Source organism: Acinetobacter albensis (assembly GCF_900095025.1).
GTDB classification, from domain to species: domain Bacteria; phylum Pseudomonadota; class Gammaproteobacteria; order Pseudomonadales; family Moraxellaceae; genus Acinetobacter; species Acinetobacter albensis.
Genome location: NZ_FMBK01000016.1, coordinates 61553 through 82701, shown reverse-complemented (window position 1 = coordinate 82701; position 21149 = coordinate 61553). Strand labels below are relative to the sequence as shown.

At 41.0% G+C, this 21149-nt stretch carries 21 protein-coding genes; 20 read left to right on the top strand and 1 reads right to left on the bottom strand.

Features of this window, described 5'->3' with window-relative positions:
* The 20 genes from GA0116959_RS13060 to madM all read left to right on the top strand — a co-directional run.
* On the top strand, nt 1-117 hold a 117-nt coding region (locus GA0116959_RS13060), incomplete at its 5' end, for a hypothetical protein (RefSeq protein ID WP_092721055.1).
* 16 nt (nt 118-133) lie between these two features.
* On the top strand, nt 134-1492 hold the full coding sequence (gene pcaB / locus GA0116959_RS13055; protein ID WP_092721054.1) for a 3-carboxy-cis,cis-muconate cycloisomerase: 1359 nt from the start codon (nt 134-136) through the stop codon (nt 1490-1492).
* The gene (gene pcaD, locus GA0116959_RS13050) at nt 1489-2277 is read left to right on the top strand and encodes a 3-oxoadipate enol-lactonase (RefSeq protein WP_092721053.1); all 789 of its coding nucleotides are present in this window, start codon (nt 1489-1491) and stop codon (nt 2275-2277) included. The genes pcaB and pcaD overlap by 4 nt, the downstream gene beginning before the upstream one ends.
* A gap of 38 nt (nt 2278-2315) precedes the next feature.
* Nucleotides 2316-3671 (top strand): 4-hydroxybenzoate transporter PcaK, encoded by a 1356-nt coding sequence (gene pcaK / locus GA0116959_RS13045; RefSeq protein ID WP_092721052.1) that lies wholly within the window; start codon nt 2316-2318, stop codon nt 3669-3671.
* 12 nt (nt 3672-3683) lie between these two features.
* Nucleotides 3684-4088, top strand: a complete 405-nt coding sequence (pcaC, locus tag GA0116959_RS13040; RefSeq protein WP_092721051.1) for a 4-carboxymuconolactone decarboxylase — start codon at nt 3684-3686, stop codon at nt 4086-4088.
* Nucleotides 4089-4112: 24 nt separating this feature from the next.
* Complete coding sequence (gene pcaH, locus GA0116959_RS13035) at nt 4113-4838, top strand: protocatechuate 3,4-dioxygenase subunit beta (protein WP_092721050.1); 726 nt, start codon at nt 4113-4115, stop codon at nt 4836-4838.
* A 17-nt stretch (nt 4839-4855) separates the two neighbouring features.
* On the top strand, nt 4856-5485 hold the full coding sequence (gene pcaG / locus GA0116959_RS13030) for a protocatechuate 3,4-dioxygenase subunit alpha (protein ID WP_092721049.1): 630 nt from the start codon (nt 4856-4858) through the stop codon (nt 5483-5485).
* A 64-nt stretch (nt 5486-5549) separates the two neighbouring features.
* Entirely contained in the window at nt 5550-6413 is an 864-nt protein-coding gene (aroD, locus tag GA0116959_RS13025) for a type I 3-dehydroquinate dehydratase (protein WP_092721057.1), read from the top strand.
* Between the two features lie 20 nt (nt 6414-6433).
* Nucleotides 6434-7891, top strand: a complete 1458-nt coding sequence (locus tag GA0116959_RS13020) for a right-handed parallel beta-helix repeat-containing protein (protein WP_092721048.1) — start codon at nt 6434-6436, stop codon at nt 7889-7891.
* 64 nt (nt 7892-7955) lie between these two features.
* Nucleotides 7956-9275 (top strand): carbohydrate porin, encoded by a 1320-nt coding sequence (locus GA0116959_RS13015; RefSeq protein WP_092721047.1) that lies wholly within the window; start codon nt 7956-7958, stop codon nt 9273-9275.
* A gap of 154 nt (nt 9276-9429) precedes the next feature.
* Nucleotides 9430-11859 carry a glucose/quinate/shikimate family membrane-bound PQQ-dependent dehydrogenase gene (locus tag GA0116959_RS13010; protein ID WP_092721046.1) on the top strand — a complete coding sequence of 810 codons (2430 nt, stop codon included), beginning with the start codon at nt 9430-9432 and terminating at the stop codon, nt 11857-11859.
* 589 nt (nt 11860-12448) lie between these two features.
* Entirely contained in the window at nt 12449-14128 is a 1680-nt protein-coding gene (gene mdcA / locus GA0116959_RS13005; protein WP_092721045.1) for a malonate decarboxylase subunit alpha, read from the top strand.
* Nucleotides 14128-14988, top strand: coding sequence for a triphosphoribosyl-dephospho-CoA synthase (locus GA0116959_RS13000; protein ID WP_092721044.1), 861 nt, complete (start codon nt 14128-14130; stop codon nt 14986-14988). Before mdcA ends, GA0116959_RS13000 begins: the two co-directional genes overlap by 1 nt.
* Before the next feature lie 25 nt (nt 14989-15013).
* Entirely contained in the window at nt 15014-15313 is a 300-nt protein-coding gene (locus tag GA0116959_RS12995) for a malonate decarboxylase subunit delta (protein WP_092721043.1), read from the top strand.
* 7 nt (nt 15314-15320) lie between these two features.
* Nucleotides 15321-16157 (top strand): biotin-independent malonate decarboxylase subunit beta, encoded by an 837-nt coding sequence (locus GA0116959_RS12990; protein WP_425304210.1) that lies wholly within the window; start codon nt 15321-15323, stop codon nt 16155-16157.
* Nucleotides 16154-16975 carry a biotin-independent malonate decarboxylase subunit gamma gene (mdcE, locus tag GA0116959_RS12985; protein WP_092721041.1) on the top strand — a complete coding sequence of 274 codons (822 nt, stop codon included), beginning with the start codon at nt 16154-16156 and terminating at the stop codon, nt 16973-16975. The genes GA0116959_RS12990 and mdcE overlap by 4 nt, the downstream gene beginning before the upstream one ends.
* A gap of 4 nt (nt 16976-16979) precedes the next feature.
* Nucleotides 16980-17579 (top strand): malonate decarboxylase holo-ACP synthase, encoded by a 600-nt coding sequence (locus GA0116959_RS12980; RefSeq protein WP_092721040.1) that lies wholly within the window; start codon nt 16980-16982, stop codon nt 17577-17579.
* Nucleotides 17580-17590: 11 nt separating this feature from the next.
* Entirely contained in the window at nt 17591-18523 is a 933-nt protein-coding gene (gene mdcH / locus GA0116959_RS12975; protein WP_092721039.1) for a malonate decarboxylase subunit epsilon, read from the top strand.
* Between the two features lie 58 nt (nt 18524-18581).
* Nucleotides 18582-18998 (top strand): malonate transporter subunit MadL, encoded by a 417-nt coding sequence (gene madL / locus GA0116959_RS12970; protein ID WP_092721038.1) that lies wholly within the window; start codon nt 18582-18584, stop codon nt 18996-18998.
* Nucleotides 18991-19755, top strand: a complete 765-nt coding sequence (gene madM / locus GA0116959_RS12965; protein WP_092721037.1) for a malonate transporter subunit MadM — start codon at nt 18991-18993, stop codon at nt 19753-19755. The genes madL and madM overlap by 8 nt, the downstream gene beginning before the upstream one ends.
* Before the next feature lie 29 nt (nt 19756-19784).
* Here the strand turns inward: madM and GA0116959_RS12960 are convergent, their stop codons facing one another.
* Nucleotides 19785-20732 (bottom strand): LysR substrate-binding domain-containing protein, encoded by a 948-nt coding sequence (locus tag GA0116959_RS12960; RefSeq protein WP_092721036.1) that lies wholly within the window; start codon nt 20730-20732, stop codon nt 19785-19787.
* Nucleotides 20733-21149: the final 417 nt, after the last annotated feature.

Sequence of the window (21149 nt, the reverse complement as noted above, 5' to 3'; positions counted from 1 at the left end):
GCGCGTTTGGTCACCACGGCATTGAATCAGTTGGAGGCAACGGGTGGAACTTACGCCTTGTGTTCGATGTGTATCGGGGTCGGTCAAGGCATCGCGCTCATTATTCAACGCGTTTAGGTAAAGGAATATTGTCATGAGCCACTTATATGCGAGTTTATTTTACCAAGCAGAGGTGACTGAAATCTTCAGTGATCAGGCTTTGCTTAAATACATGATTCAAGCTGAAGTGGCTTTAGCAAAAGCACAAGCGCAAGTGGGTGTAATTCCAGAATCTGCTGCGGCAATCATTGCTGATGTTGCAGATGCTCAAGGCATTCAAACAATTAATTTTGAGAGTCTTGCAACAGCAGCAGGACTAGCAGGCAATATCGCAATTCCATTTGTAAAACAGCTCACTGCCGCCATTAAAGCAGTCGATGAAGATGCAGCCCGTTATGTACATTGGGGTGCAACCAGTCAAGATATTCTGGATACAGCGTGTATTTTACAGGCGCGAGATGCTTTAACCATTATCGAAGTTCAATTAAATAATGCTTATGCAGCAGCGATTGAACTGACCGAAAAATATCGTGATCAAGTCATGATGGGAAGAACGTGGCTACAACAAGGTTTGCCGATTACGTTTGGTCATAAAGCTGCACGTTGGGCAGATAGTTTTAAACGTGATTTAGAGCGTTTAGAGCAAATGAAAAGTCGCGTGCTGACCGCTCAACTCGGTGGTGCAGTGGGATCATTGGCTTCACTGTTAGATCAAGGGTCAGAAGTAGTTGAAGCTTATGCCATTCAACTTAACTTGAGTACTGCAACCTGTACGTGGCATGGCGAGCGGGATCGTATTGTTGAAATTGCAAACTTTCTGGCTATTGTTGTGGGAAATACAGGAAAAATGGCGCGTGATTGGTCATTGATGATGCAAACAGAAATTGCTGAAGTCTTTGAACCAACAGCAAAAGGTCGTGGTGGTTCATCCACCATGCCGCATAAGCGTAATCCTGTAGCCGCAGCATCTATATTGGCAGCAGCTAACCGTGTACCTGCACTGATGTCGAGTATTTATCAAAGTATGGTGCAAGAGCATGAACGTAGTCTCGGTTCTTGGCATGCGGAATGGTTGGCGTTACCTGATATTTTTAATCTTTGTGCAGGCTCATTAGAACGTACTGTTGAGGTGCTACAAGGGCTAGAAGTCAATGCTCAAAACATGCAGCGCAATATTGAAACCACGCAAGGTTTAATTATGGCGGAAGCGGTGATGATGGCATTGGCACCTAAAATTGGTCGTTTAAATGCCCATCACTTGGTTGAGCAAGCATGTAAACAAGCTGTTGCAGAGCAGCGCCATTTATACGCGGTTGTTTGTGAAATAGAACAGGTTCAGCAATATTTTAATCGTGAGCAATTACAGCAGATCTTTAAACCAGAATCATATCTAGGAAATATACAAAATCAAATTGATGCTGTACTTAAAGATGCAAAAGGAGAGGTAAAGTGATCAACACGATAACCAATCGACAAGGAAAAACCTTATCTATACAGGTTGATGGATCTAAAGATGCACCCGCCATTATCTTTTCTAATTCTTTAGGTACAGATAAAGGCATGTGGGATCCACAAGCTGCATATTTTAAAGAAAACTATCAAGTGATTCGTTATGACACACGTGGTCATGGCAAAAGTGATGTGATTGATAACACAAGTTTGGCCAATTTAGGCGAAGATGTGATTGATATCATGGATGCTTTAAACATTGAAAAAGCACATTTTTGTGGTATTTCGATGGGTGGAATTACTGCACTGTGGTTAGGAATTAATGCTGCTGATCGTTTTAAATCTATTACAGTTGCAAATTCCGCTGCAAAAATTGGTCAGGCTGATGCATGGACGAACCGTGCTGATGCCGTTGAACAAAATGGTTTATCTGATTTGGTCAAAACCACGCATACGCGTTGGTTTAGTGACAAGTTTGATTATGAAAATAATGCGTTGGCACAACAAGCGATTCAAAGTTTAGCCACAACCCAGCCCAAAGGTTATGCCAATGCGTGTCGTGCTTTGGCATATGCCGATGTGCGCCATGAATTACCTGAAATTAAAATTCCAACTTTAGTGATTTGTGGCTTAAAAGACCCTGTGACTACAGTAGAAGATGGTGAATTGATTCAACAACATGTACAAAAAAGTGAGCTAGTCGGTTTAGAGGCATCTCATTTATCAAATATTGAAGCTCCAGATGAATTTTCTCATGTCTTAGAAAAATTCATCCAGAAGATTCAATAAAAGTTATTCATAAAAGGATTTGGCCTTAGGAGGCAAACATGGCGTCTCAGGATAGTTATACGCAAAAATCAGGAATTGATGCACAAGCATTAATCAATGAATCACCGATCAGCAAATATCAATGGTTGATTGCAATCGTTTGTTTTCTGATTGTTTTTGTAGATGGTATTGATACCGCAGCGATGGGATTTATTGCTCCAGCGCTTGCTCAAGATTGGGGAATTGACCGTTCACAACTTGGCCCTGTGATGAGTGCTGCCTTGGGTGGCATGATTTTTGGTGCTTTATTTTCAGGCCCTTTAGCTGACCGCTTTGGACGAAAAATTGTTTTAGCCACCTCCATGTTAATTTTTGGTGGTTTTACTTTGGCTTGTGCTTATGCAAGTGATTTGGATAGCTTAGTCATCTTCCGCTTTTTAACGGGAATTGGTTTAGGCGCAGCCATGCCTAATGCTACGACTTTATTTTCTGAATATTGTCCTGCACGTAGTCGTTCGTTATTGGTTACTTGTATGTTTTGCGGCTATAACCTTGGTATGGCTGTTGGTGGATTCTTTAGTAGCTGGTTAATTCCAAATTATGGTTGGCACAGCCTATTTTTAGTCGGTGGTTGGTCTCCGCTGATTTTGATGTTTGTGGTGATTTTCTTTTTGCCTGAGTCTTATCGCTACCTCATTATAAAAGGCAATAAAACCGAAAAAGTTAAACAAATTTTAACCCGTATTGCCCCACAAAAAGCGGCGCATGCAACAGCATTCTACGTTCCAGAAGAAAATGCTGAGAATAATCAGAAAAAAGGTGTATTTGGCATCTTGTTTTCAAAAAAATATGCCAAAGGGACATTTTTACTTTGGTTCACCTATTTCATGGGTCTCGTGATTATTTACCTACTCACCAGTTGGTTACCGACATTAATGCGTGAAACAGGCGCAACGATGGAACGCGCAGCCTTTATTGGCGGACTATTCCAGTTTGGTGGCGTACTCAGTGCATTGTTTGTCGGATGGGCGATGGATCGTTTTAACCCAAACCGTGTCATAGCTGCTTTCTATTTTGCCGCAGGTATCTTTGCCTTCATTGTCAGCCAAAGTTTAGCGAATCCAACCTTACTGGCGGTTTTCATTCTGTGTGCAGGTATGGCTGTAAATGGCGCGCAATCAGCAATGCCAGTGCTCAGCACTCGTTTTTATCCAACCCAGTGCCGTGCAACAGGTGTGGCATGGATGTCAGGTATTGGTCGTTTTGGCGCAGTCTTTGGTGCATGGATTGGTGCGGTATTACTTGGAAACAATTGGTCATTTAGCTCGATTCTTAGCATGTTATTGATTCCAGCAACAGCGGCTGCATTGGCCATTCTTATTAAATCATTTGTTGCGCATACCGACGCAACTTAAGCGAGATCACTCATGAACGATGAAGAACGTTACACACAAGGCATTCAAGTTCGTACCGAAGTGTTAGGCGAAAAGCACGTTGGACGATCTTTAGAAAATTTAAATGATTTTAATGAAGATTTTCAAAATTTCATTAGCCGTTTTGCATGGGGCGAAGTCTGGTCACGTCCAGGTATGCCACGTCATACCCGTAGTTTAGTGACTATCGCCATATTGTTGGCCTTAGGTCGCAATGATGAATTGCGTATGCATATTCGCGCCTGTTTCAACAATGGTGTAAGCAAAGACGATTTGAAAGAACTGTTTATTCATTCTTCTTTATATGCAGGTTTGCCTGCTGCCAATGCCGCAATGCACATGGCTGAAGAGATTTTTGAAGAAATGGGCATTGCGCCAGAAAAAATCGTTAAGGATTAGTTCGGAATTTAAAGGAGAGATCACATGTCTCAAATTATTTGGGGAGCTTACGCACAGCGTAATAGCGATGACCATCCGCCAGCATATACGCCAGGCTATAAAACCAGTGTGCTACGTTCACCAAAAAATGCATTGATTGCTATTGGTGAAACTATTTCTGAAGTCACTGCACCACATTTTTCCGCAGATCAGTTTGGGCCAAAAGACAATGATTTGATTTTGAACTGTGCTAAAGCCGGTTTACCTGTAGGTGAGCGTGTGATTGTGCATGGTTATGTGCGTGATCAGTTTGGTCGTCCAGTAAAAAATGCATTACTTGAAGTTTGGCAAGCCAATGCTTCAGGCCGTTATCGTCATCCAAATGATCAATTTATTGGTTCGCTCGATCCTAACTTTGGTGGTTGTGGTCGCATGATGACTGATGAAAATGGGTTTTATATTTTCCGTACCATTAAACCGGGTCCATATCCTTGGCGTAACCGTATTAATGAATGGCGTCCTGCGCATATTCACTTTTCATTGATTGCAGATGGTTGGGCACAGCGTTTAATTTCACAATTCTATTTTGAAGGTGACACGCTGATTGATTCATGTCCAATTTTAAAAACCATTCCATCAGACGAACAACGTCGTGCACTGATTGCTTTAGAAGATAAAAGTAATTTTATTGAAGCAGACAGTCGTTGTTACCGTTTTGATATTACGTTACGTGGACGTCGTGCGACTTACTTCGAAAACGAATTACATTAAGAGATGGAGTAAAAGGTATGAAAGCTTGGAAATTTGAAGAATTACACGAGACTCCATCTCAAACAGGTGGGCCGTATGTACATATTGGATTGTTGCCCAATCAAGCAGGCATTGACGTTTTTGAAAATAATTTTAATAACGATTTGCTTAAAAATAATCCGCAAGGTCAGCGTATTCGTTTAGAAGGTCAGGTTTTTGATGGCATTGGCGTACCGTTACGTGATGTCTTGGTTGAAATTTGGCAAGCAGATGCAAACGGTGTTTACCCAAGCCAAGCGGATTTTCAAGATAAACCTGTCGATGAAAAATTTCATGGATGGGGACGTGCGGGCGCTGATTTTAAAACAGGCGTATGGTATTTCGACACCATTAAGCCAGGCGCTGTTCCTGGACGTAAAGCCTCGATTCAAGCGCCACATATTAACTTGATCATTTTTGCTCGTGGCATCAATACAGGTCTAAATACGCGTGTTTATTTTGAAGATGAAATGGACGCAAATGCGAAAGACCCTGTACTCAATAGTATTGAATGGGAACCGCGTCGTCAGACTTTAATCGCTAAACGTGAAGAACGTGATGGCCAAGTGGTTTACCGCTTTGATATTTATGTTCAGGGCGAAAAAGAAACTGTTTTCTTGGATATTTAATCCAAAAAATCTATTCAGGATATTCGGCAGTCATTTTTATACTGCCGAATCACACGGAAGAAGAATCATGAATTTAAATAAATTAGTCGTACACATGTGTTTGGCAGCTTCAATTTCAACTGCTTTTGTTTCAGCACAGGCAGAAAACGTAAATAACAATAAAATTCCTCATATTTATCACGTTAAGAATCTCAATATTGGTGAATTACCAGTTAAAACGATTGTACCGATTACTGCAAAAACAGCCGAACAAGCTTTAGCACAAGCCAAAGTGATTACAGATAATCCAAATGCAGATATTGCTGAATTTAGAATTGATTTACTTGATTTTGCATCGAATAACAAAGCCGTTATTACATTGGGTAAGCAACTTAATCAAATTTTAAAAGATAAACCGTTAATTGCCACGATTCGTACCGCGAATGAAGGTGGCCAGTTAAAAGTGTCTGATGCTGAATATGAGAAAATTTATACCGAATATCTAAAACAGCCATTTATGCAGTTGTTAGACATTGAAATGTTCCGTGAGCAAAATAGCGTTAAAAAATTGACCAAATTGGCCCATCAAAAAAATGTGTTGGTGATTATGTCAAATCACGATTTTGATAAAACCCCGACGCAGCAAGAGATTGAACAACGCCTACTCAAACAAGATCAATTAGGTGCAGACGTACTCAAAATTGCGGTGATGCCGAAGTCCAAACACGATGTGATGACTTTAATGAATGCCACTTTAAATGTGAGTCAACACAGTCAAAAACCGCTATTGACCATGTCAATGGGCCGTTTAGGTACAATTTCTCGAATTGCCACAGCCAATATGGGCGGTAGTATGAGTTTTGGCATGATTGGCGAAGCCTCAGCATCTGGTCAAATTGATGTGGCGCAACTCAAACAACTTTTAAAAACTGTTCAACCAACACCATAATTTTGGACAAGGAAATGACCATGAAAAATATATTGCGTTTAACCGCGCTAACTTTAGGTTTAGTTGCTTCAGGACTTGCAGCAGCAGAAACTTATGTCGTAGACCGTTATCAAGATGATAGCAACAAAGGTTCATTACGTTGGGCCATTGAACAATCGAATGCAAATAAAGCGCAAGAAAATGAAATTCTCATTCAAGCAGTAGGCAAAGCACCTTATTTCATTAAGGTAGATCAACCTTTGCCGCCCATTCAGTCATCTGTAAAAATTATTGGAACACAATGGGAAAAAACAGGCGAATACATTGCCATTGATGGTTCAAACTATATTAAAGGTGAGGGTGCTAAAGCCTGTCCAGGTGCAAACCCTGAACAATATGGAACCAATGTCAGAACAACAACATTACCGGGTTTGGTACTGCAAGATGTGAATGGGGTGACACTCAAAGGTTTAGATATCCATCGTTTTTGTATTGGGGTATTGGTAAATCGTTCAAGTAATAACCTGATTCAAAATAACCGGATTAGTAATAATTATGGCGGTTCGGGTGTCATGCTGACGGGTGATGACGGTAAGGGAAATCCAACCTCAACCACCACCAATAACAACAAAGTGCTCAATAACATCTTTGTAGACAATGGTGATGGTTTAGAGTTAACCCGTGGCGCTGCTTTTAATTTGGTCGCAAATAATCTTTTTACTTCGACTAAAGCCAACCCAGAACCATCACAAGGCATTGAAATTCTTTGGGGTAATGACAATGCGGTCGTAGGCAATAAATTTGAAAACTATTCTGATGGTTTGCAAATTAACTGGGGTAAACGTAATTACATCGCTTATAACGAACTAACCAATAACTCACTCGGTTTTAACTTAACGGGCGATGGAAATATTTTTGATAGTAATAAAGTTCATGGCAACCGAATTGGTATCGCAATTCGTTCTGAAAAAGATGCCAATGCGCGTACCACATTGACTAAAAACCAAGTGTGGAATAATGTCAAAGATATTAAACGCTGTGAAGCGGGTGGTTCATGTGTACCGAATCAGCGTTTAGGTGCCATTGTCTTTGGTGTACCTGCACTGGAACATGCAGAATTTGTCGGTTCGCGTGGTGGTGGTGTCATTATTGACCCCAAAAACCTGCAAAAAACCTGCACTCAAGCCAATGAAAAGGACTGTAATGCCGTTCCCAATCAAGCAATAAAAGCACCTCAATTAAGCGTGAATAAAGGGCAAATAGTTGTTTCCGTTCAAGGAAATCCACAACAACGGTATCAAGTCGAGTTTTTTGGAAACAGCGATGCTAAATCTCAAGAAGCTGAGTTTTATTTAGGTTCAGTCGTGATTTTAACGGATGCAAATGGCGTTGCAAAAACAACATGGAAAGCGCCAATAAACGTGGGTTCATTAACGGCAAATATCACGGATCGTCATGGTGCTAGCTCTGAACTTAGCTCGGCAGTTCAAATTAAATAAAATAATGAAAGTATGAGAAGCCCCAATAGCGTCGGTTTCTCAAATATAAAATGGATAATTTATTATGCAAAAAATTTTAAAACTCAGTTTTTTGTCAGTCGCTATTTTAGGTAGCCCATTTGCCAGTGCCAATGACTTTTGGTCACAAGATCGTCAATGGCTTTTGGGGGATTGGAATGGGGAGCGAAAGCAACTTGAAGATCAGGGTTATAAGTTCACCACAGCAATCATGAGTCAGGGCGCCACCAATCTTGAAGGTGGTTATAACGACAACAATACCTTTAAAAATGCTGCACAGTTAACGTTAGGTGCGAACTTTGATTTAAGCAAAATTGCAGATTGGGAAGATACCACAGCGGCCATTATGATCACCAAACGTGATGGTAATGCCTTAACTTTGGAAAGTATTAAAGATCCACGTTCAAGTGCATTGGGCAATAGCCAAGAAATTTATGGGCGTGGAAAAATCTGGCGTTTAACACAAGCATGGGTAAAAACAGGTTTTGCTGACAATACGATACAGTTCAAAATTGGTCGTATGGGCATGTCAGATGACTTTAATGGTTCGCAATGTGAATTCCAAAATTTATTGTTATGTGGTGGACAGTTAGGTAAATCGATTGGCTCAATTTGGTACAACTGGCCAGTTAGTTTATGGGGCGCAAATGTCAAATATCAATTTTCACCTGAATGGACACTGGGTGTTGGTGTATACGAAGTCAATCCAGATAACGTGAAAACCCAATCCGATAGTGATGGTTTTAATCTTGATATGAATAATGTCAAAGGTGCCACCATTCCTGTAGAACTGATTTGGAAACCGAAACTTGCCGCATTTGATGGCTTACAAGGTGAATATAAAATTGGCGGATTGTATTCAACCGCAGAAGCCAATGATGTGAAAACGGTGGATAAAATCCATGATGGAAAATACAGTTTTTGGGTGAATGCTCAACAACAATTAACGCAATATGACAATGATCCTAAACGTGGTTTATTCATGAGTGTGAATGCGGTGGTCAATGATAAAGCCACTACAGCGGTACAAAGCACGCAACAAATAGCATTTTGGTATAAAGGTCTTTTAGATTATCGTCCGAACGATTCAGTCGGTTTGGGATTTGCAAATTACGTCGTGAATGAACGCGCAAGAGATCGCCAAATCGAGATCAATCAAAGTAATGGGTATGATCAATATGATGCCTTGGCAGGAAACTATATTCCTGTACAAAGAGATGAACTCAATGTTGAATTAAACTATAGCTATCAATGGTCTCCAGCAATCATGCTTAGACCCAATATCCAATATATTCACCAACCTGCTGGCGTAAAAGAAGTCGATGATGCATGGGTGGCAGGCTTAACGATGCGGGCAAACTTTTAATCTGAAGAATTGATCTAATTAAAAGTTTTTACACAATTTTAACAGCTAGGACGATTTTATCGCTCTAGCTGAAAACGTTTATATAGAACATATTTTTTGAATAAGTTTGAAAGACTTTTCATTTATACATGTTGTGATTGCTGGAGTAAAATTCATGTCTGAACGATCCCCTAAAACCCAAACCATATTTAAGATATGGTGTTTTATCTTGGGTCTTGCCTTATTACTGACGGGCTTATTTTATATCGTTGGCGGTGGAAAGTTAGTGAGCCTAGGTGGTTCATGGTACTTTTTAATTGCAGGTATTTTTACCGCTGTTTCTGCATTTTTTATCTTTAAAAAGAAAGCCCTTGGTGTTGCACTTTTTGCTTTGGTTTTTGTAGGAACACTGATTTGGGCATGGGTTGATGCTGGTTGGGATTTTTGGGCATTATTTTCTCGTCTGATGTTTCCTGCTGGTTTATTTGCAGCTTTGATGTTCACGCTACCATCCATTCGTCGTTATCAGTATCAAAGTAGTATTTCATTACCCGCTTATGGTGTTGCAAGTGTTGTAGTGGTTGGCATGTTGATTGGTTTTTATCAAATGTTCCAACCGCATCCAACTGTCGCTGCATCTGGTCAGGAGTTGCCTTTGGTTCCTGTAGATCCTGCTAAGAAGCAGGTAAATTGGGAACATTATGGCGGCGATGCTGGAGGTAGTCGTTTTGCTGCATTAGATCAAATTAATCGTAATAACGTAAAAGATTTAAAAGAAGTTTGGCGTTTCCAAACTGGCGATTTGACCACGGGTTCGGGTAATGGGGCTGAAGACCAAGTCACTCCCTTACAAGTGGGAGATAAAGTTTTTATTTGTACACCACATAACAATATTTTTGCACTAGATACCGATACAGGTAAGCAACTTTGGAAAGCTGAAGTCAACTCAAAAGCTGATGCTTGGGAGCGCTGTCGAGGTGTTGCCTATTTTGATTCTACTCAAGCCTTGGTACAACCCACTTTAGTTGGTTCTACTCCAGTCACTTCGGTGGCCAGTAATACTGTTTGTCCGCGTCGTGTCTATACCAATACTCCAGATGGTCGTTTAATTGCAGTAAATGCCGATACCGGTGAGCGTTGTAAAGACTTCGGTGTGAATGGAACTGTAAACTTACTTGAAGGTTTGGGTGCTGGAACAGCAGCTCCACGTTTTGAGGTAACTTCAGCGCCAACGATTGCGGGTACAACCATTGTGGTTGGCAGTCGTATTGCAGATAACGTAGCAGCAGATATGCCAGGTGGTGTAATTCGTGCATACGATGTCATTACAGGTAAATTACGTTGGGCGTTTGATCCCCGTAATCCAGATCCTAATTATGTATTAAAACCGGGTGAAATTTACAAACGAAGTTCTGCGAATTCTTGGGCCGCGATGTCTTATGATCCACAAATGAATACCGTATTTTTACCTATGGGTAGTTCATCTGTCGATGTATGGGGTGGAAACCGTCAATCGATTGATCATAAATACAATACATCTGTGTTGGCTTTAGATGCGACCACAGGTAAAGAAAAGTGGGTTTATCAAACCGTACATAATGATCTTTGGGATTTTGATTTGCCTATGCAGCCAAGTTTGGTTGATTTTCCAATGAAAGACGGAACAACGAAACCCGCTGTGGTGATTGGGACAAAGTCTGGACAGTTTTTTGTTCTTGACCGTGTGACAGGTCAATCGTTAACCAAAGTAATTGAACAACCTGTTAAACCTGCTGATATTCCAAATGAGCAATATAGTGCAACACAGCCACGTTCCGTTGAAATGCCACAAATTGGTAATCAAACGATAACTGAATCAGATATGTGGGGTGCCACGCCATTTGATCAGTTGATGTGCCGTATTAACTTTAAATCAATGCGTTACGATGGTTTATTTACAGCACCTGGTACAGATGTTTCACTCAGTTTCCCAGGTTCTTTAGGTGGAATGAATTGGGGAAGTATTGCATTTGATCCGACGCATCGTTACATGTTTGTGAACGATATGCGCTTAGGTTTATGGATTCAACTGATTAAACAGACGCCAGAAGACCTCAAGATTCAAGCAGATGGTGGTGAAAAGGTCAATACAGGCATGGGCGCTGTGCCGATGAATGGAACACCATATAAAGTGAATAAAAACCGATTTATGTCTGTTTTGGGTATTCCATGTCAAAAACCGCCTTTTGGAACCATGACCGCGATTGATATGACTACGCGTCAAATTGCATGGCAAGTTCCATTAGGCACAGTTCAAGACACTGGCCCGATGGGAATTAAAATGATGATGAAAGCACCAATTGGTATGCCAACCATTGGAGGGCCAATGGCGACACAAGGTGGTTTAGTCTTCTTCGCTGCAACTCAAGATTACTATTTGAGAGCATTTAATTCATCAAATGGTCAAGAACTGTGGAAATCACGTTTACCTGTTGGTAGTCAAGGCACACCGATCAGTTATGTTTCGCCTAAAACTGGAAAACAGTACGTTGTTATTTCTGCAGGTGGTGCACGTCAATCTCCAGATCATGGTGATTATGTGATTGCCTATGCTTTAGAAAAATAGAGTATTAATAATCCATACACACTTAAAGAAATGAATACCTGCTGGTTAAATACTGGCAGGTATTTTTTATTATGTGGCGAATGATAAAAGGACGTATTAGATAAAATTGACGATATCTACAAGCGTGATCTAAGACATTATGTTGATTAAAATACTGAATAGGGTAAATGCCATTTTTTAGGTTCACACTCTTGAACTTTAATAAGAATGAAATGAGGTAGACTTTAGTCTTGGATATGCGAATGAACTTATATTTCGCGCATATCTGATTCATCATTTTCCTTTAATTTGATCTCTTAAATTCATTTTTACAGTATAAAAATCTAAATTTTTTGTGGATGATAGCAAATCATTTTTTACCCGCTCACCCTTAAGTTGTCCTCAATGAGGATGAAATGTTGTTGTTTATTTCCCTATCAAATTTCCTGAATTTAAATAATCCTCATGGTTTTAAAAATACGGATATTCATATTAATGTCCAAAATTTGTATTAACTTCAAGTTAATGAAAGTGATTCAAGGTTGATTGATCAATCTCCAATAAAACGCTTTTATAGACTTAGACCACAATACAAAACTAGGATAATGACATGGAAGGTTCTGTTCAGCACGAAGAGCGTAAGTGGGATACACGCCATCAGAGAAAACAGTTAAAAATTGATCAGGCACGTCAGTATACAGATGGGGTGGTGATTCCGACTCAGGATATTATTAAGGTGTTGGAAACCCTCATCACTCCGGGTGATCGTGTCGTGTTAGAAGGTAATAATCAAAAGCAGGCTGATTTTTTATCGCGCTCATTGGCACAAACCAATCCTAATGTTTTAAACAATTTGCATATGATTATGCCGAGTGTCGGTCGTTCTGAACATCTCGATTTATTTGAAAAAGGTATCGCTAAAAAATTAGATTTCTCTTTTGCAGGCACACAAAGCTTACGTATTAGCCAATTGCTTGAAGATGGTTTACTGGAAGTGGGGGCAATTCATACCTATATCGAATTGTATTCACGTTTATTGGTCGACTTGATTCCAAATGTCGTGTTATCCGCAGGCTTTAAAGCCGATCGTCATGGCAACATTTATACAGGCCCGAGTACAGAAGATACGCCTGCATTGATTGAACCTGCTGCATTCAGCGATGGCATTGTGATTGTGCAGGTTAATGAGCTGGTTGATGATGTTACCGATTTACCACGTGTCGATATTCCTGCCTCATGGGTCGATTTTGTGGTGGTGGCAGACAAACCTTTTTATATCGAACCGCTTTTTACCCGTGATCCAAAGCATATTACCTCTATGCACGTACTGATGGCGATGATGGCTATTCGTGGTATTTACGAACGTCACAATGTGCAATCACTGAATCATGGGATTGGCTTTAATACCGCTGCAATTGAACTGATTTTACCGACTTATGGTGAGTCATTAGGTTTAAAAGGCAAAATTTGCCGCAATTGGACCTTAAATCCACATCCGACATTAATTCCTGCAATCGAATCAGGTTGGGTCGAAAGTGTGCATTGTTTCGGTACAGAACTGGGCATGGAAAAATATGTTGCAGCTCGTCCAGATATCTTCTTCACTGGCCGTGATGGTTCCTTACGCTCTAACCGGATGATGTGTCAGCTCGCGGGGCAATATGCGGTTGATCTGTTTATTGGAGCGACCTTACAAGTCGATGGTCAAGGCCATTCATCCACAGTCACCAAAGGTCGTTTAGCAGGTTTTGGTGGTGCACCGAATATGGGACATGATCCACGCGGTCGTCGTCATGCTACACCAGCTTGGTTGGATATGCGTTTATCGGGTGCGACTGAAACAGATACTTATTTAGCACGTGGTAAAAAACTTGTGGTGCAAATGGTTGAAACGTTCCAAGAGGGCGGTAAACCGACTTTTGTAGAAACTTTAGATGCAGTAGAGGTGGCTAAAAAATCCAATATGCCTTTAGCCCCGATCATGATTTATGGTGATGATGTCACCCATTTATTGACTGAAGAGGGCATCGCCTACTTGTATAAAGCCAGCAGCTTACAAGAACGGGAAGAAATGATTGCTGCAGTTGCAGGCGTGACAGAAATTGGGCTTAAGCAAGACCCTAAAACCACAGAACGTTTAAGACAAGATGGTCTGGTGGTCTTCCCAGAAGATTTGGGCATTCGTCGTACAGATGCAACTCGTGAATGGTTGGCTGCAAAAAGTATCAGTGACTTGGTGGCATGGTCTGATGGTTTATATCAACCACCTGCAAAATTCAGGAGCTGGTAATGAATGCATTTGTACAAAATCAGACACGGCACTATTGCAGTTTTTTAGCTGAATGCGCTGTCGATGCGTTAATGGATGAAGTGAATTTGACCCCGAAACCGGCATTGGTCGATCGTAGAGGCAATGGTGCACATCATGATTTAACGCTAGAACTGATGGAGCGCTCAGCTCAAAGCCTAAAACCAATGTTTGAGGCAATGGCTCAAGTTGCTTTTGAACAGGGCACTGTTTCACAACGTTTGCGTGAAGCGATTGGGCAAATTGGCCGTGATGGCGAAGCTGTGATGTTGGCGGAAACGCAAGGAGTTAATACACATCGTGGTGCAATTTGGGCTTTGGGTTTATTGGTTACAGCAACAGCCTTAAATAGCCAAAAAGCAAAAACCATTAAAGCAGCAGAGATTTGTCAACTTGCAGCAGAAATTGCCTGTTTAGAAGACCGATTTATTCCCGAACAGACTGAAAGTCATGGTCAATTTGTACAGAAAAAATATGGTGCAGGTGGTGCTAAGCTTCAAGCACAACAGGGTTTTCCAGTGATTATGCATTTTGGATTACCCCAGTTACGCGCCAGTCGTGCGCAGTATCATCCTGAAGTCGCAGCGCGAGTAGACAGTCTACTTGCAATGATGGCCACGCTAAAAGATACCTGTGTGTTGTATCGTTCGGGCGAATTAGGTTTAAAGCGCATGCAAAAGGGTGCGAAATATGTACTCGAATTAGGGGGATATGCCACGGATACAGGAAAGCGTGCATTACAGTTCTTAGAAATAGATTTAATGCGTTTGAATGCTTCCCCAGGAGGAGTCGCTGATTTATTGGCGGCGACTTTATTTCTTGACCGTGTTGAACAACTTTAATTCAAAATAAATAGGAAGAAAAGTAATGGAAATACTGAATTTTGAGTTTCCTGCAAGCGCCGCACCAACCAGACAAGCTTTGGTCGGTTGCGTCGGTTCAGGCGACCTTGAAATATTAATGCAACCGAATCAAACAGAAAAAATAACCATTCAAGTGGTGACCTCTGTGGATGGAAGTTCGCAACGTTGGAAAAACTTATTTGAACGCATGTTCAGTGCGCAAACTCCCCCTGCAGTCCATGCAGATATTCATGACTTTGGTGCAACACCAGGTGTGGTGCGTTTACGTTTTGAACAAGCATTAGAAGAGGTGAACCGTGGCTGATTTAGCAATGTTACTCAATAAGCCCAGCTTTATTGAACTGAATGCACGTGAACGTGTCAAAGCGCTTTTAGATGAAAATAGCTTCCGTGAATTATTAGATCCTTTTGCACGAATCATGTCACCGTGGTTGATGAAACAAAATATCGTTCCCCAAGCGGATGATGGTGTGGTGGTGGCCAAAGGCGTTATCCAACAACAACCTGTGGTCGTGATTTCAATTGAAGGTCTTTTTCAGGGCGGAAGTCTGGGAGAGGTCGGTGGCGCAAAAATCGCTGGTGCATTAGAACTGGCGGCTGAAGATAACCGCAAAGGAATTCCAACCACCGCGATTTTGTTGCTTGAAACAGGCGGTGTGCGTTTACAAGAAGCCAATTTAGGCTTGGCGGCGATTGCTGAAATTCATGCCGCAATTGTAGATTTACGCCAGTATCGTCCCGTGATTGGTGTGGTTGCAGGCAGTGTAGGATGCTTTGGTGGCATGTCAATTGCCGCGGGATTATGCAGTTATTTAATCATGACGCAAGAAGGTCGTCTTGGGCTGAATGGCCCACAAGTCATTGAACAAGAAGCCGGTGTTCAAGAGTACGACTCGAAAGACCGTCCCTTTATTTGGAGCATCACAGGTGGGCAACAACGCTCAGCCAGTGCCATGATTGACAGTTTTGTTGAGGATAATCGTGATCAAATTAAACAGCAAGTTCAAGATTTTATGACCCAAGGTGTACCACAGTTACATCGTAGTACAAATTATCAGTTTTATTTGCCACGTCTAGAAAATATTGATACTGCTGAACAATTGACACCAGAGCAAGTACAAGCACTTTATCAAGGAGCGTCATCATGAGTCATGATATTGATCACAACACTTCAGTGCGTGGCTTAAATTGGTTTCATGCACTGACGAAGGATTGTAGCCAAGTTAAACAATATACCGATTCTGTTTTGGTTGCAGATGGTCATTTTCAGCAACAGGCTGTTCGTGTCATTGCAGTTGTACCGAATGCAGAAAATGTGTATCCACGTGCCCGTAACGGTGAGGTGGGTGTATTAGAAGGTTGGACTTTGGCCAAAGCGGTTGATGATGTGATTCAACAAGACCGTGAGCTTGAGTCTAAGCGCGCCATTATTTGTGTGGTGGATGTACCGAGTCAGGCTTATGGTCGACGTGAAGAAGTGCTTGGGATTTATCTGGCTTTAGCTGGTGCTGTCGATAGTTATGCTAGAGCGCGATTAGCCAAACATCCCGTGATCAGCCTGCTGGTAGGCAAATCGATGTCTGGTGCTTTTCTTGCACATGGTTATCAGGCCAATCGTATTTTTGCCCTTAATGATGAAGGAGTCATGGTACATGCGATGGGCAAAGAGTCGGCTGCTCGTGTGACTTTACGTTCTGTTGACGAGTTAGAAAAATTGGCTGCCAGTATTCCACCAATGGCCTATGACATTGAAAGCTATTCGAGTTTGGGTTTACTGACAGATATTTTAACAGTATCCAATCCCATCCAACCTACTGATACAGATGTTGCACAAGTTCAGCAACGCATTGAGCAAGCAATTATTGAGGTACAGCAACAAGGTGCTGTTGGACTAGAAAATCGTTTGCATGGCGTAAATCGGCAAGCATCCAAATTAGTCCGCGATCGCTTGGCTGCGGACTGGTAACAGTATGAAAGCCCTGCAAGCCCATGATTTGTTATGGGGGATGACGGTAGAGCAGCTTGACGGTTCAGCACCTATATGGGCAATAGAAGCCATGCAAGCTGGACATCCAGTGGTGGTGCGAAGAGCCATTAGTGATTCATCGATGGTTGCCGTAGGGATACGTGGCAAGGCGCGTCATCAACGTTATGCCACACAAATGCCAAAAGCAGCGATTATTCGTTGTGTAAGCCCAGAGCAGGTGCTGAATATTGATTTACAAGCATTTCCACATTTGCAACAGCGCTTAGTCGGTATTGCAAATGTGATGGAATACTTTGCAGTGCAATGGGGCTATGCAGGCAGTGTTGGTTTTGAGCTTGCCACAGGTATTCGAGTTGTACATGCACAGAGTGATATCGATTTAATCATTCGAATGCCAAATTATTTGGATAAACAGCTTGCGCATCAGATGTTGATTCAATTGGAAGAAACGACAGAAAAGGTGGATGTGCAGTTACAAACGCCACATGGTGGTGTGGCATTGAAAGAGTGGGCAAGGGGTTCAAGTAAAATTTTGCTTAAATCTAGCCATGCTGCGGTGTTAGTCGAAAACCCTTGGCAATAAAAGGAATTCATATGAGTACGATGTGGGTATATCCGGGACAAGGCGCTCAAAAAGTCAACATGCTTCATGACTTACCTGAACATCCTTTGGTGCGACATTATTTAGATAGGGCTTCTGTGGCTTTGCAGCATGATGTACTCACCTTGGATCAACCAGAAGCACTACGTTCAACTGAGGCAGTACAACTGTGTTTGTATCTTGCAGGTTATATCAGTTCTTCAATTTTACTGGATGAACAGGTACAACCTGAATATGTCGCAGGATTATCGATCGGCGCATGGACAGCGGCAGCCGTGGCAGGCGTTTATAGCTTTGAACAAGGTTTGCAGTTGGTATCATTGCGTGGACGGCTCATGCAAGAGGCTTATCCTGCTGGTTATGGCATGACTGCGATTATGAATGCCGATAAGTCACAAGTGAAACGATGGGTTGCCGAGGTTTATCAACAAATAGGGAAGGTTTATCTCGCAAATATCAATGCCGCGAACCAGATTGTGATTTCTGGTTCAGAACAAGCGATGCAACAAGTCGTCGATATTGCGAAAAATCAGGGAGCGACTGCTAAAAAATTAAATGTCAGTGTGCCATCCCATTGTGAATTATTGGATGAGCAGGCAGAACTGTTGGTTCAAGCGATGGAAAATATCCCATTAAATTCAGCAAAGTTTAAATATTTGAGTGGTACATCCGCGCGATTAATTCATGCAAGCGAAAAAATTAAACACGATTTAATTTTTAACATGTGTCGAACCATTGATTGGGAAAGCACAGTTCAGGCGGCATGGGAGCGTGGCGTAAGGTTACAAATCGAAGTTTTACCAGGTTCAGTTTTAACCGGACTTACAAGAAAAGTTTTTAAAGAAGGTAGCGTTTTGTCATTTCAAACAACACGCAGAGACAGTCTGATAGTTGCAATGCGTCAACAGGCACTAATTGCTGGTTGAACATTGATATTAAGGACAATTGAAATTGGAATAACCCAAGGAAAATGAGGGAATTACCATGATTATTTATGGCGTTGGTTTACTCGCATTATGCACACTTGTAGGTGTGGTTGTAGGCGATATGTTAGGTGTGTTGTTTGGTGTGAAATCAAATGTTGGTGGTGTTGGTATTGCCATGATTTTACTTATTTTCATCCGTATTTGGATGGACAAACGCGGACTGATGACTGTTGAAACAGAAAAAGGTGTGGTGTTTTGGGGCACCATGTATATTCCAATTGTGGTCGCAATGGCAGCGCAACAGAATGTAATTTCAGCAGTTTCAAGTGGTCATATGGCTATCTTCGCAGCCATCACTACCGTGGCTGTATGTACGCTTACAATTGCTGGCTTAAGTCGTTATAACAAAGGCGAACCTTTACCGGAGGAAGAAGAATTCAGTCCAGTTGAAGTAGGGGGTAAAGCACATGTTTGATTTAATGTTAGATGGTTTAACCCATTTAGGTTTAGTGACAGCATTTGCTTTGGTTGCCTTAATTATGTGGCTTTCAACCAAGCTGTCTAAATATTTAACCAAAGGTCGTGTACATGCTTCAGCCATTGCCATTGTAATTGGTCTAATTCTAGCCTACATCGGCGGTAGTGTAACGGGCGGACAGAAAGGGATCACAGACATCGCTTTGTTTACAGGAATTGGCTTGATGGGCGGGGCCATGTTACGTGACTTTGCCATTGTTGCAACGGCATTTGAAGTTCAAGCGACCGAAGCGAAAAAAGCGGGTTTTATTGGCGTATTGGCACTGTTTTTAGGCACGATTTTTCCTTTCATCGTCGGCTGTATTTTTGCGTGGATCTTTGGTTATCGCGATGCAGTCAGCATTACCACTATTGGTGCGGGTGCGGTTACTTATATTGTTGGACCAGTTACAGGTGCGGCAATTGGTGCAAGCTCAGAAGTAATGGCATTATCGATTGCTACAGGTTTGGTGAAAGCGATTTGTGTCATGATCTCTACACCAATGACTGCAAAATTTATGGGCTTAGATAATCCACGTTCAGCCATGATTTTTGGTGGTTTGGCTGGAACTGTAAGTGGGGTATCAGCAGGATTGGCTGCAACAGATCGCCGTTTAGTGCCTTATGGTGCATTAACTGCAACCTTCCACACAGGTTTGGGCTGCTTAATGGGACCGACTATTTTATTCTTATGCGTAAAATTGTTAGTCGGTTAATCATCACATAATAGAAAAGGTAATTCTCTTTAAAATGGAGAATTACCTTTTTTAGCATTTAATGCATTATATTTTTGCGTAAACATACGGCATTCAGCAATAAGTGCCAATAAATTCGGATCGCGCTCCTTACTTTTTAAAAAGACCAAACCAATTTCTTGCTTGATTTGATACTCCCGTTTTAATCGAATTAATTTGACTGAGCTTTCATAAATCGATGAAATTCGTCCAGGTAATAAAGCAAAGCCAACACCCGAATTAACCATGCTAATTAATGTAAAAATATCAGAAACTTGCAAGAAAACTTTGGGATCAATATTTGCTTTTTCAAACACAATATCACTATCACTCCGTGTTGCAAAACCTTTTGCCAATGTCAAAAAAGTTTCATCTTTAAGCTGACTTAAATCAATTTCATCATAGCCCACATACTTGGAGTCTTTATGAACTGCTAAAAAGATCTCATCTTCAAACATCGGTAAATGTTCGAATTCTTGACCAGAAGTAGTTTCATTGAGCGCGACAATAATCGCATCCAATTCTGTTTCTTTTAGCTTTTTTATTAAGTCGATATTGGAACTCAGCAAAAGCTGAATATCTAATTCACCGCGTCTAAGTTTTACTCCACTAATGATACTTGGCAAAGTTGTCACGGTTAGAGAATACAAAGAACCTAAATGAAAGATTTTGGCTGCAAATCCAGCAGCTTCTCGTGTTTTATTGACTGTAGTGACAATATCTTGAACAATTTTTTTTGAATTTTCTTCAAGTACATAAGCACTTTTTAAAGGAATTAAATTTCGGCCTTCATTTTTAAACAAAGGACAACGTAATGCGTTTTCTAGAGAATGTAATGCTTTATGTACACTCACATTGCTAATTTGCATTTCAACAGCAGCTTTTGACAAATTTCCACATCGCATAAAAGCTAAAAAAATTTGAATTTTTTTTAGCGTGAGTTCTTCATCTATTTCCATCCATTTTATCCTTAATTGCTGATGGGATTTGCCTCAATATCATATACTAAAGTGCACAAGTAAGTCCGATTTTACCTCATTAAAAATATTTAACAAATAATTGAAATATATAGTTTATCTAATTTATTTTAGTTAAATGACCTAGCAAAGAATTAGGTTGATTCACATCAATTTAAACAAAGCATTTGTCCTGTTGTATAAGGCATTTTCAGAATAAGTTTAATAGAATATTATCAAAAAAAATGATCGCCAATATCACAAGAAACCAAGCAAATACACTTAATATTTTTTGCAAAAAAATCAGGCCGCAAGAAATGCAGCTACAAAACTTATAGCCATATTACAAAGTTTAGGACAACAGCTATTTAAAGAGGTTAATTTAGAAAATAGCCTAAGCAAATATCTAAATTTTAAAAT

Excerpts from the sequence above, each read along its gene's own strand:
- pcaB (WP_092721054.1), top strand. The coding sequence starts at position 134 with ATGAGCCACTTATATGCGAGTTTATTTTACCAAGCAGAGGTGACTGAA.
- madL (WP_092721038.1), top strand. The coding sequence starts at position 18,582 with ATGATTATTTATGGCGTTGGTTTACTCGCATTATGCACACTTGTAGGT.
- GA0116959_RS13015 (WP_092721047.1), top strand. The coding sequence starts at position 7,956 with ATGCAAAAAATTTTAAAACTCAGTTTTTTGTCAGTCGCTATTTTAGGT.
- mdcE (WP_092721041.1), top strand. The coding sequence starts at position 16,154 with ATGAGTCATGATATTGATCACAACACTTCAGTGCGTGGCTTAAATTGG.
- GA0116959_RS12980 (WP_092721040.1), top strand. The coding sequence starts at position 16,980 with ATGAAAGCCCTGCAAGCCCATGATTTGTTATGGGGGATGACGGTAGAG.
- pcaC (WP_092721051.1), top strand. The coding sequence starts at position 3,684 with ATGAACGATGAAGAACGTTACACACAAGGCATTCAAGTTCGTACCGAA.
- mdcA (WP_092721045.1), top strand. The coding sequence starts at position 12,449 with ATGGAAGGTTCTGTTCAGCACGAAGAGCGTAAGTGGGATACACGCCAT.
- GA0116959_RS13010 (WP_092721046.1), top strand. The coding sequence starts at position 9,430 with ATGTCTGAACGATCCCCTAAAACCCAAACCATATTTAAGATATGGTGT.
- mdcH (WP_092721039.1), top strand. The coding sequence starts at position 17,591 with ATGAGTACGATGTGGGTATATCCGGGACAAGGCGCTCAAAAAGTCAAC.
- pcaG (WP_092721049.1), top strand. The coding sequence starts at position 4,856 with ATGAAAGCTTGGAAATTTGAAGAATTACACGAGACTCCATCTCAAACA.
- pcaH (WP_092721050.1), top strand. The coding sequence starts at position 4,113 with ATGTCTCAAATTATTTGGGGAGCTTACGCACAGCGTAATAGCGATGAC.
- GA0116959_RS13000 (WP_092721044.1), top strand. The coding sequence starts at position 14,128 with ATGAATGCATTTGTACAAAATCAGACACGGCACTATTGCAGTTTTTTA.
- GA0116959_RS12995 (WP_092721043.1), top strand. The coding sequence starts at position 15,014 with ATGGAAATACTGAATTTTGAGTTTCCTGCAAGCGCCGCACCAACCAGA.
- pcaK (WP_092721052.1), top strand. The coding sequence starts at position 2,316 with ATGGCGTCTCAGGATAGTTATACGCAAAAATCAGGAATTGATGCACAA.
- GA0116959_RS12990 (WP_425304210.1), top strand. The coding sequence starts at position 15,321 with ATGTTACTCAATAAGCCCAGCTTTATTGAACTGAATGCACGTGAACGT.
- GA0116959_RS12960 (WP_092721036.1), bottom strand. The coding sequence starts at position 20,732 with ATGGAAATAGATGAAGAACTCACGCTAAAAAAAATTCAAATTTTTTTA.
- GA0116959_RS13020 (WP_092721048.1), top strand. The coding sequence starts at position 6,434 with ATGAAAAATATATTGCGTTTAACCGCGCTAACTTTAGGTTTAGTTGCT.
- madM (WP_092721037.1), top strand. The coding sequence starts at position 18,991 with ATGTTTGATTTAATGTTAGATGGTTTAACCCATTTAGGTTTAGTGACA.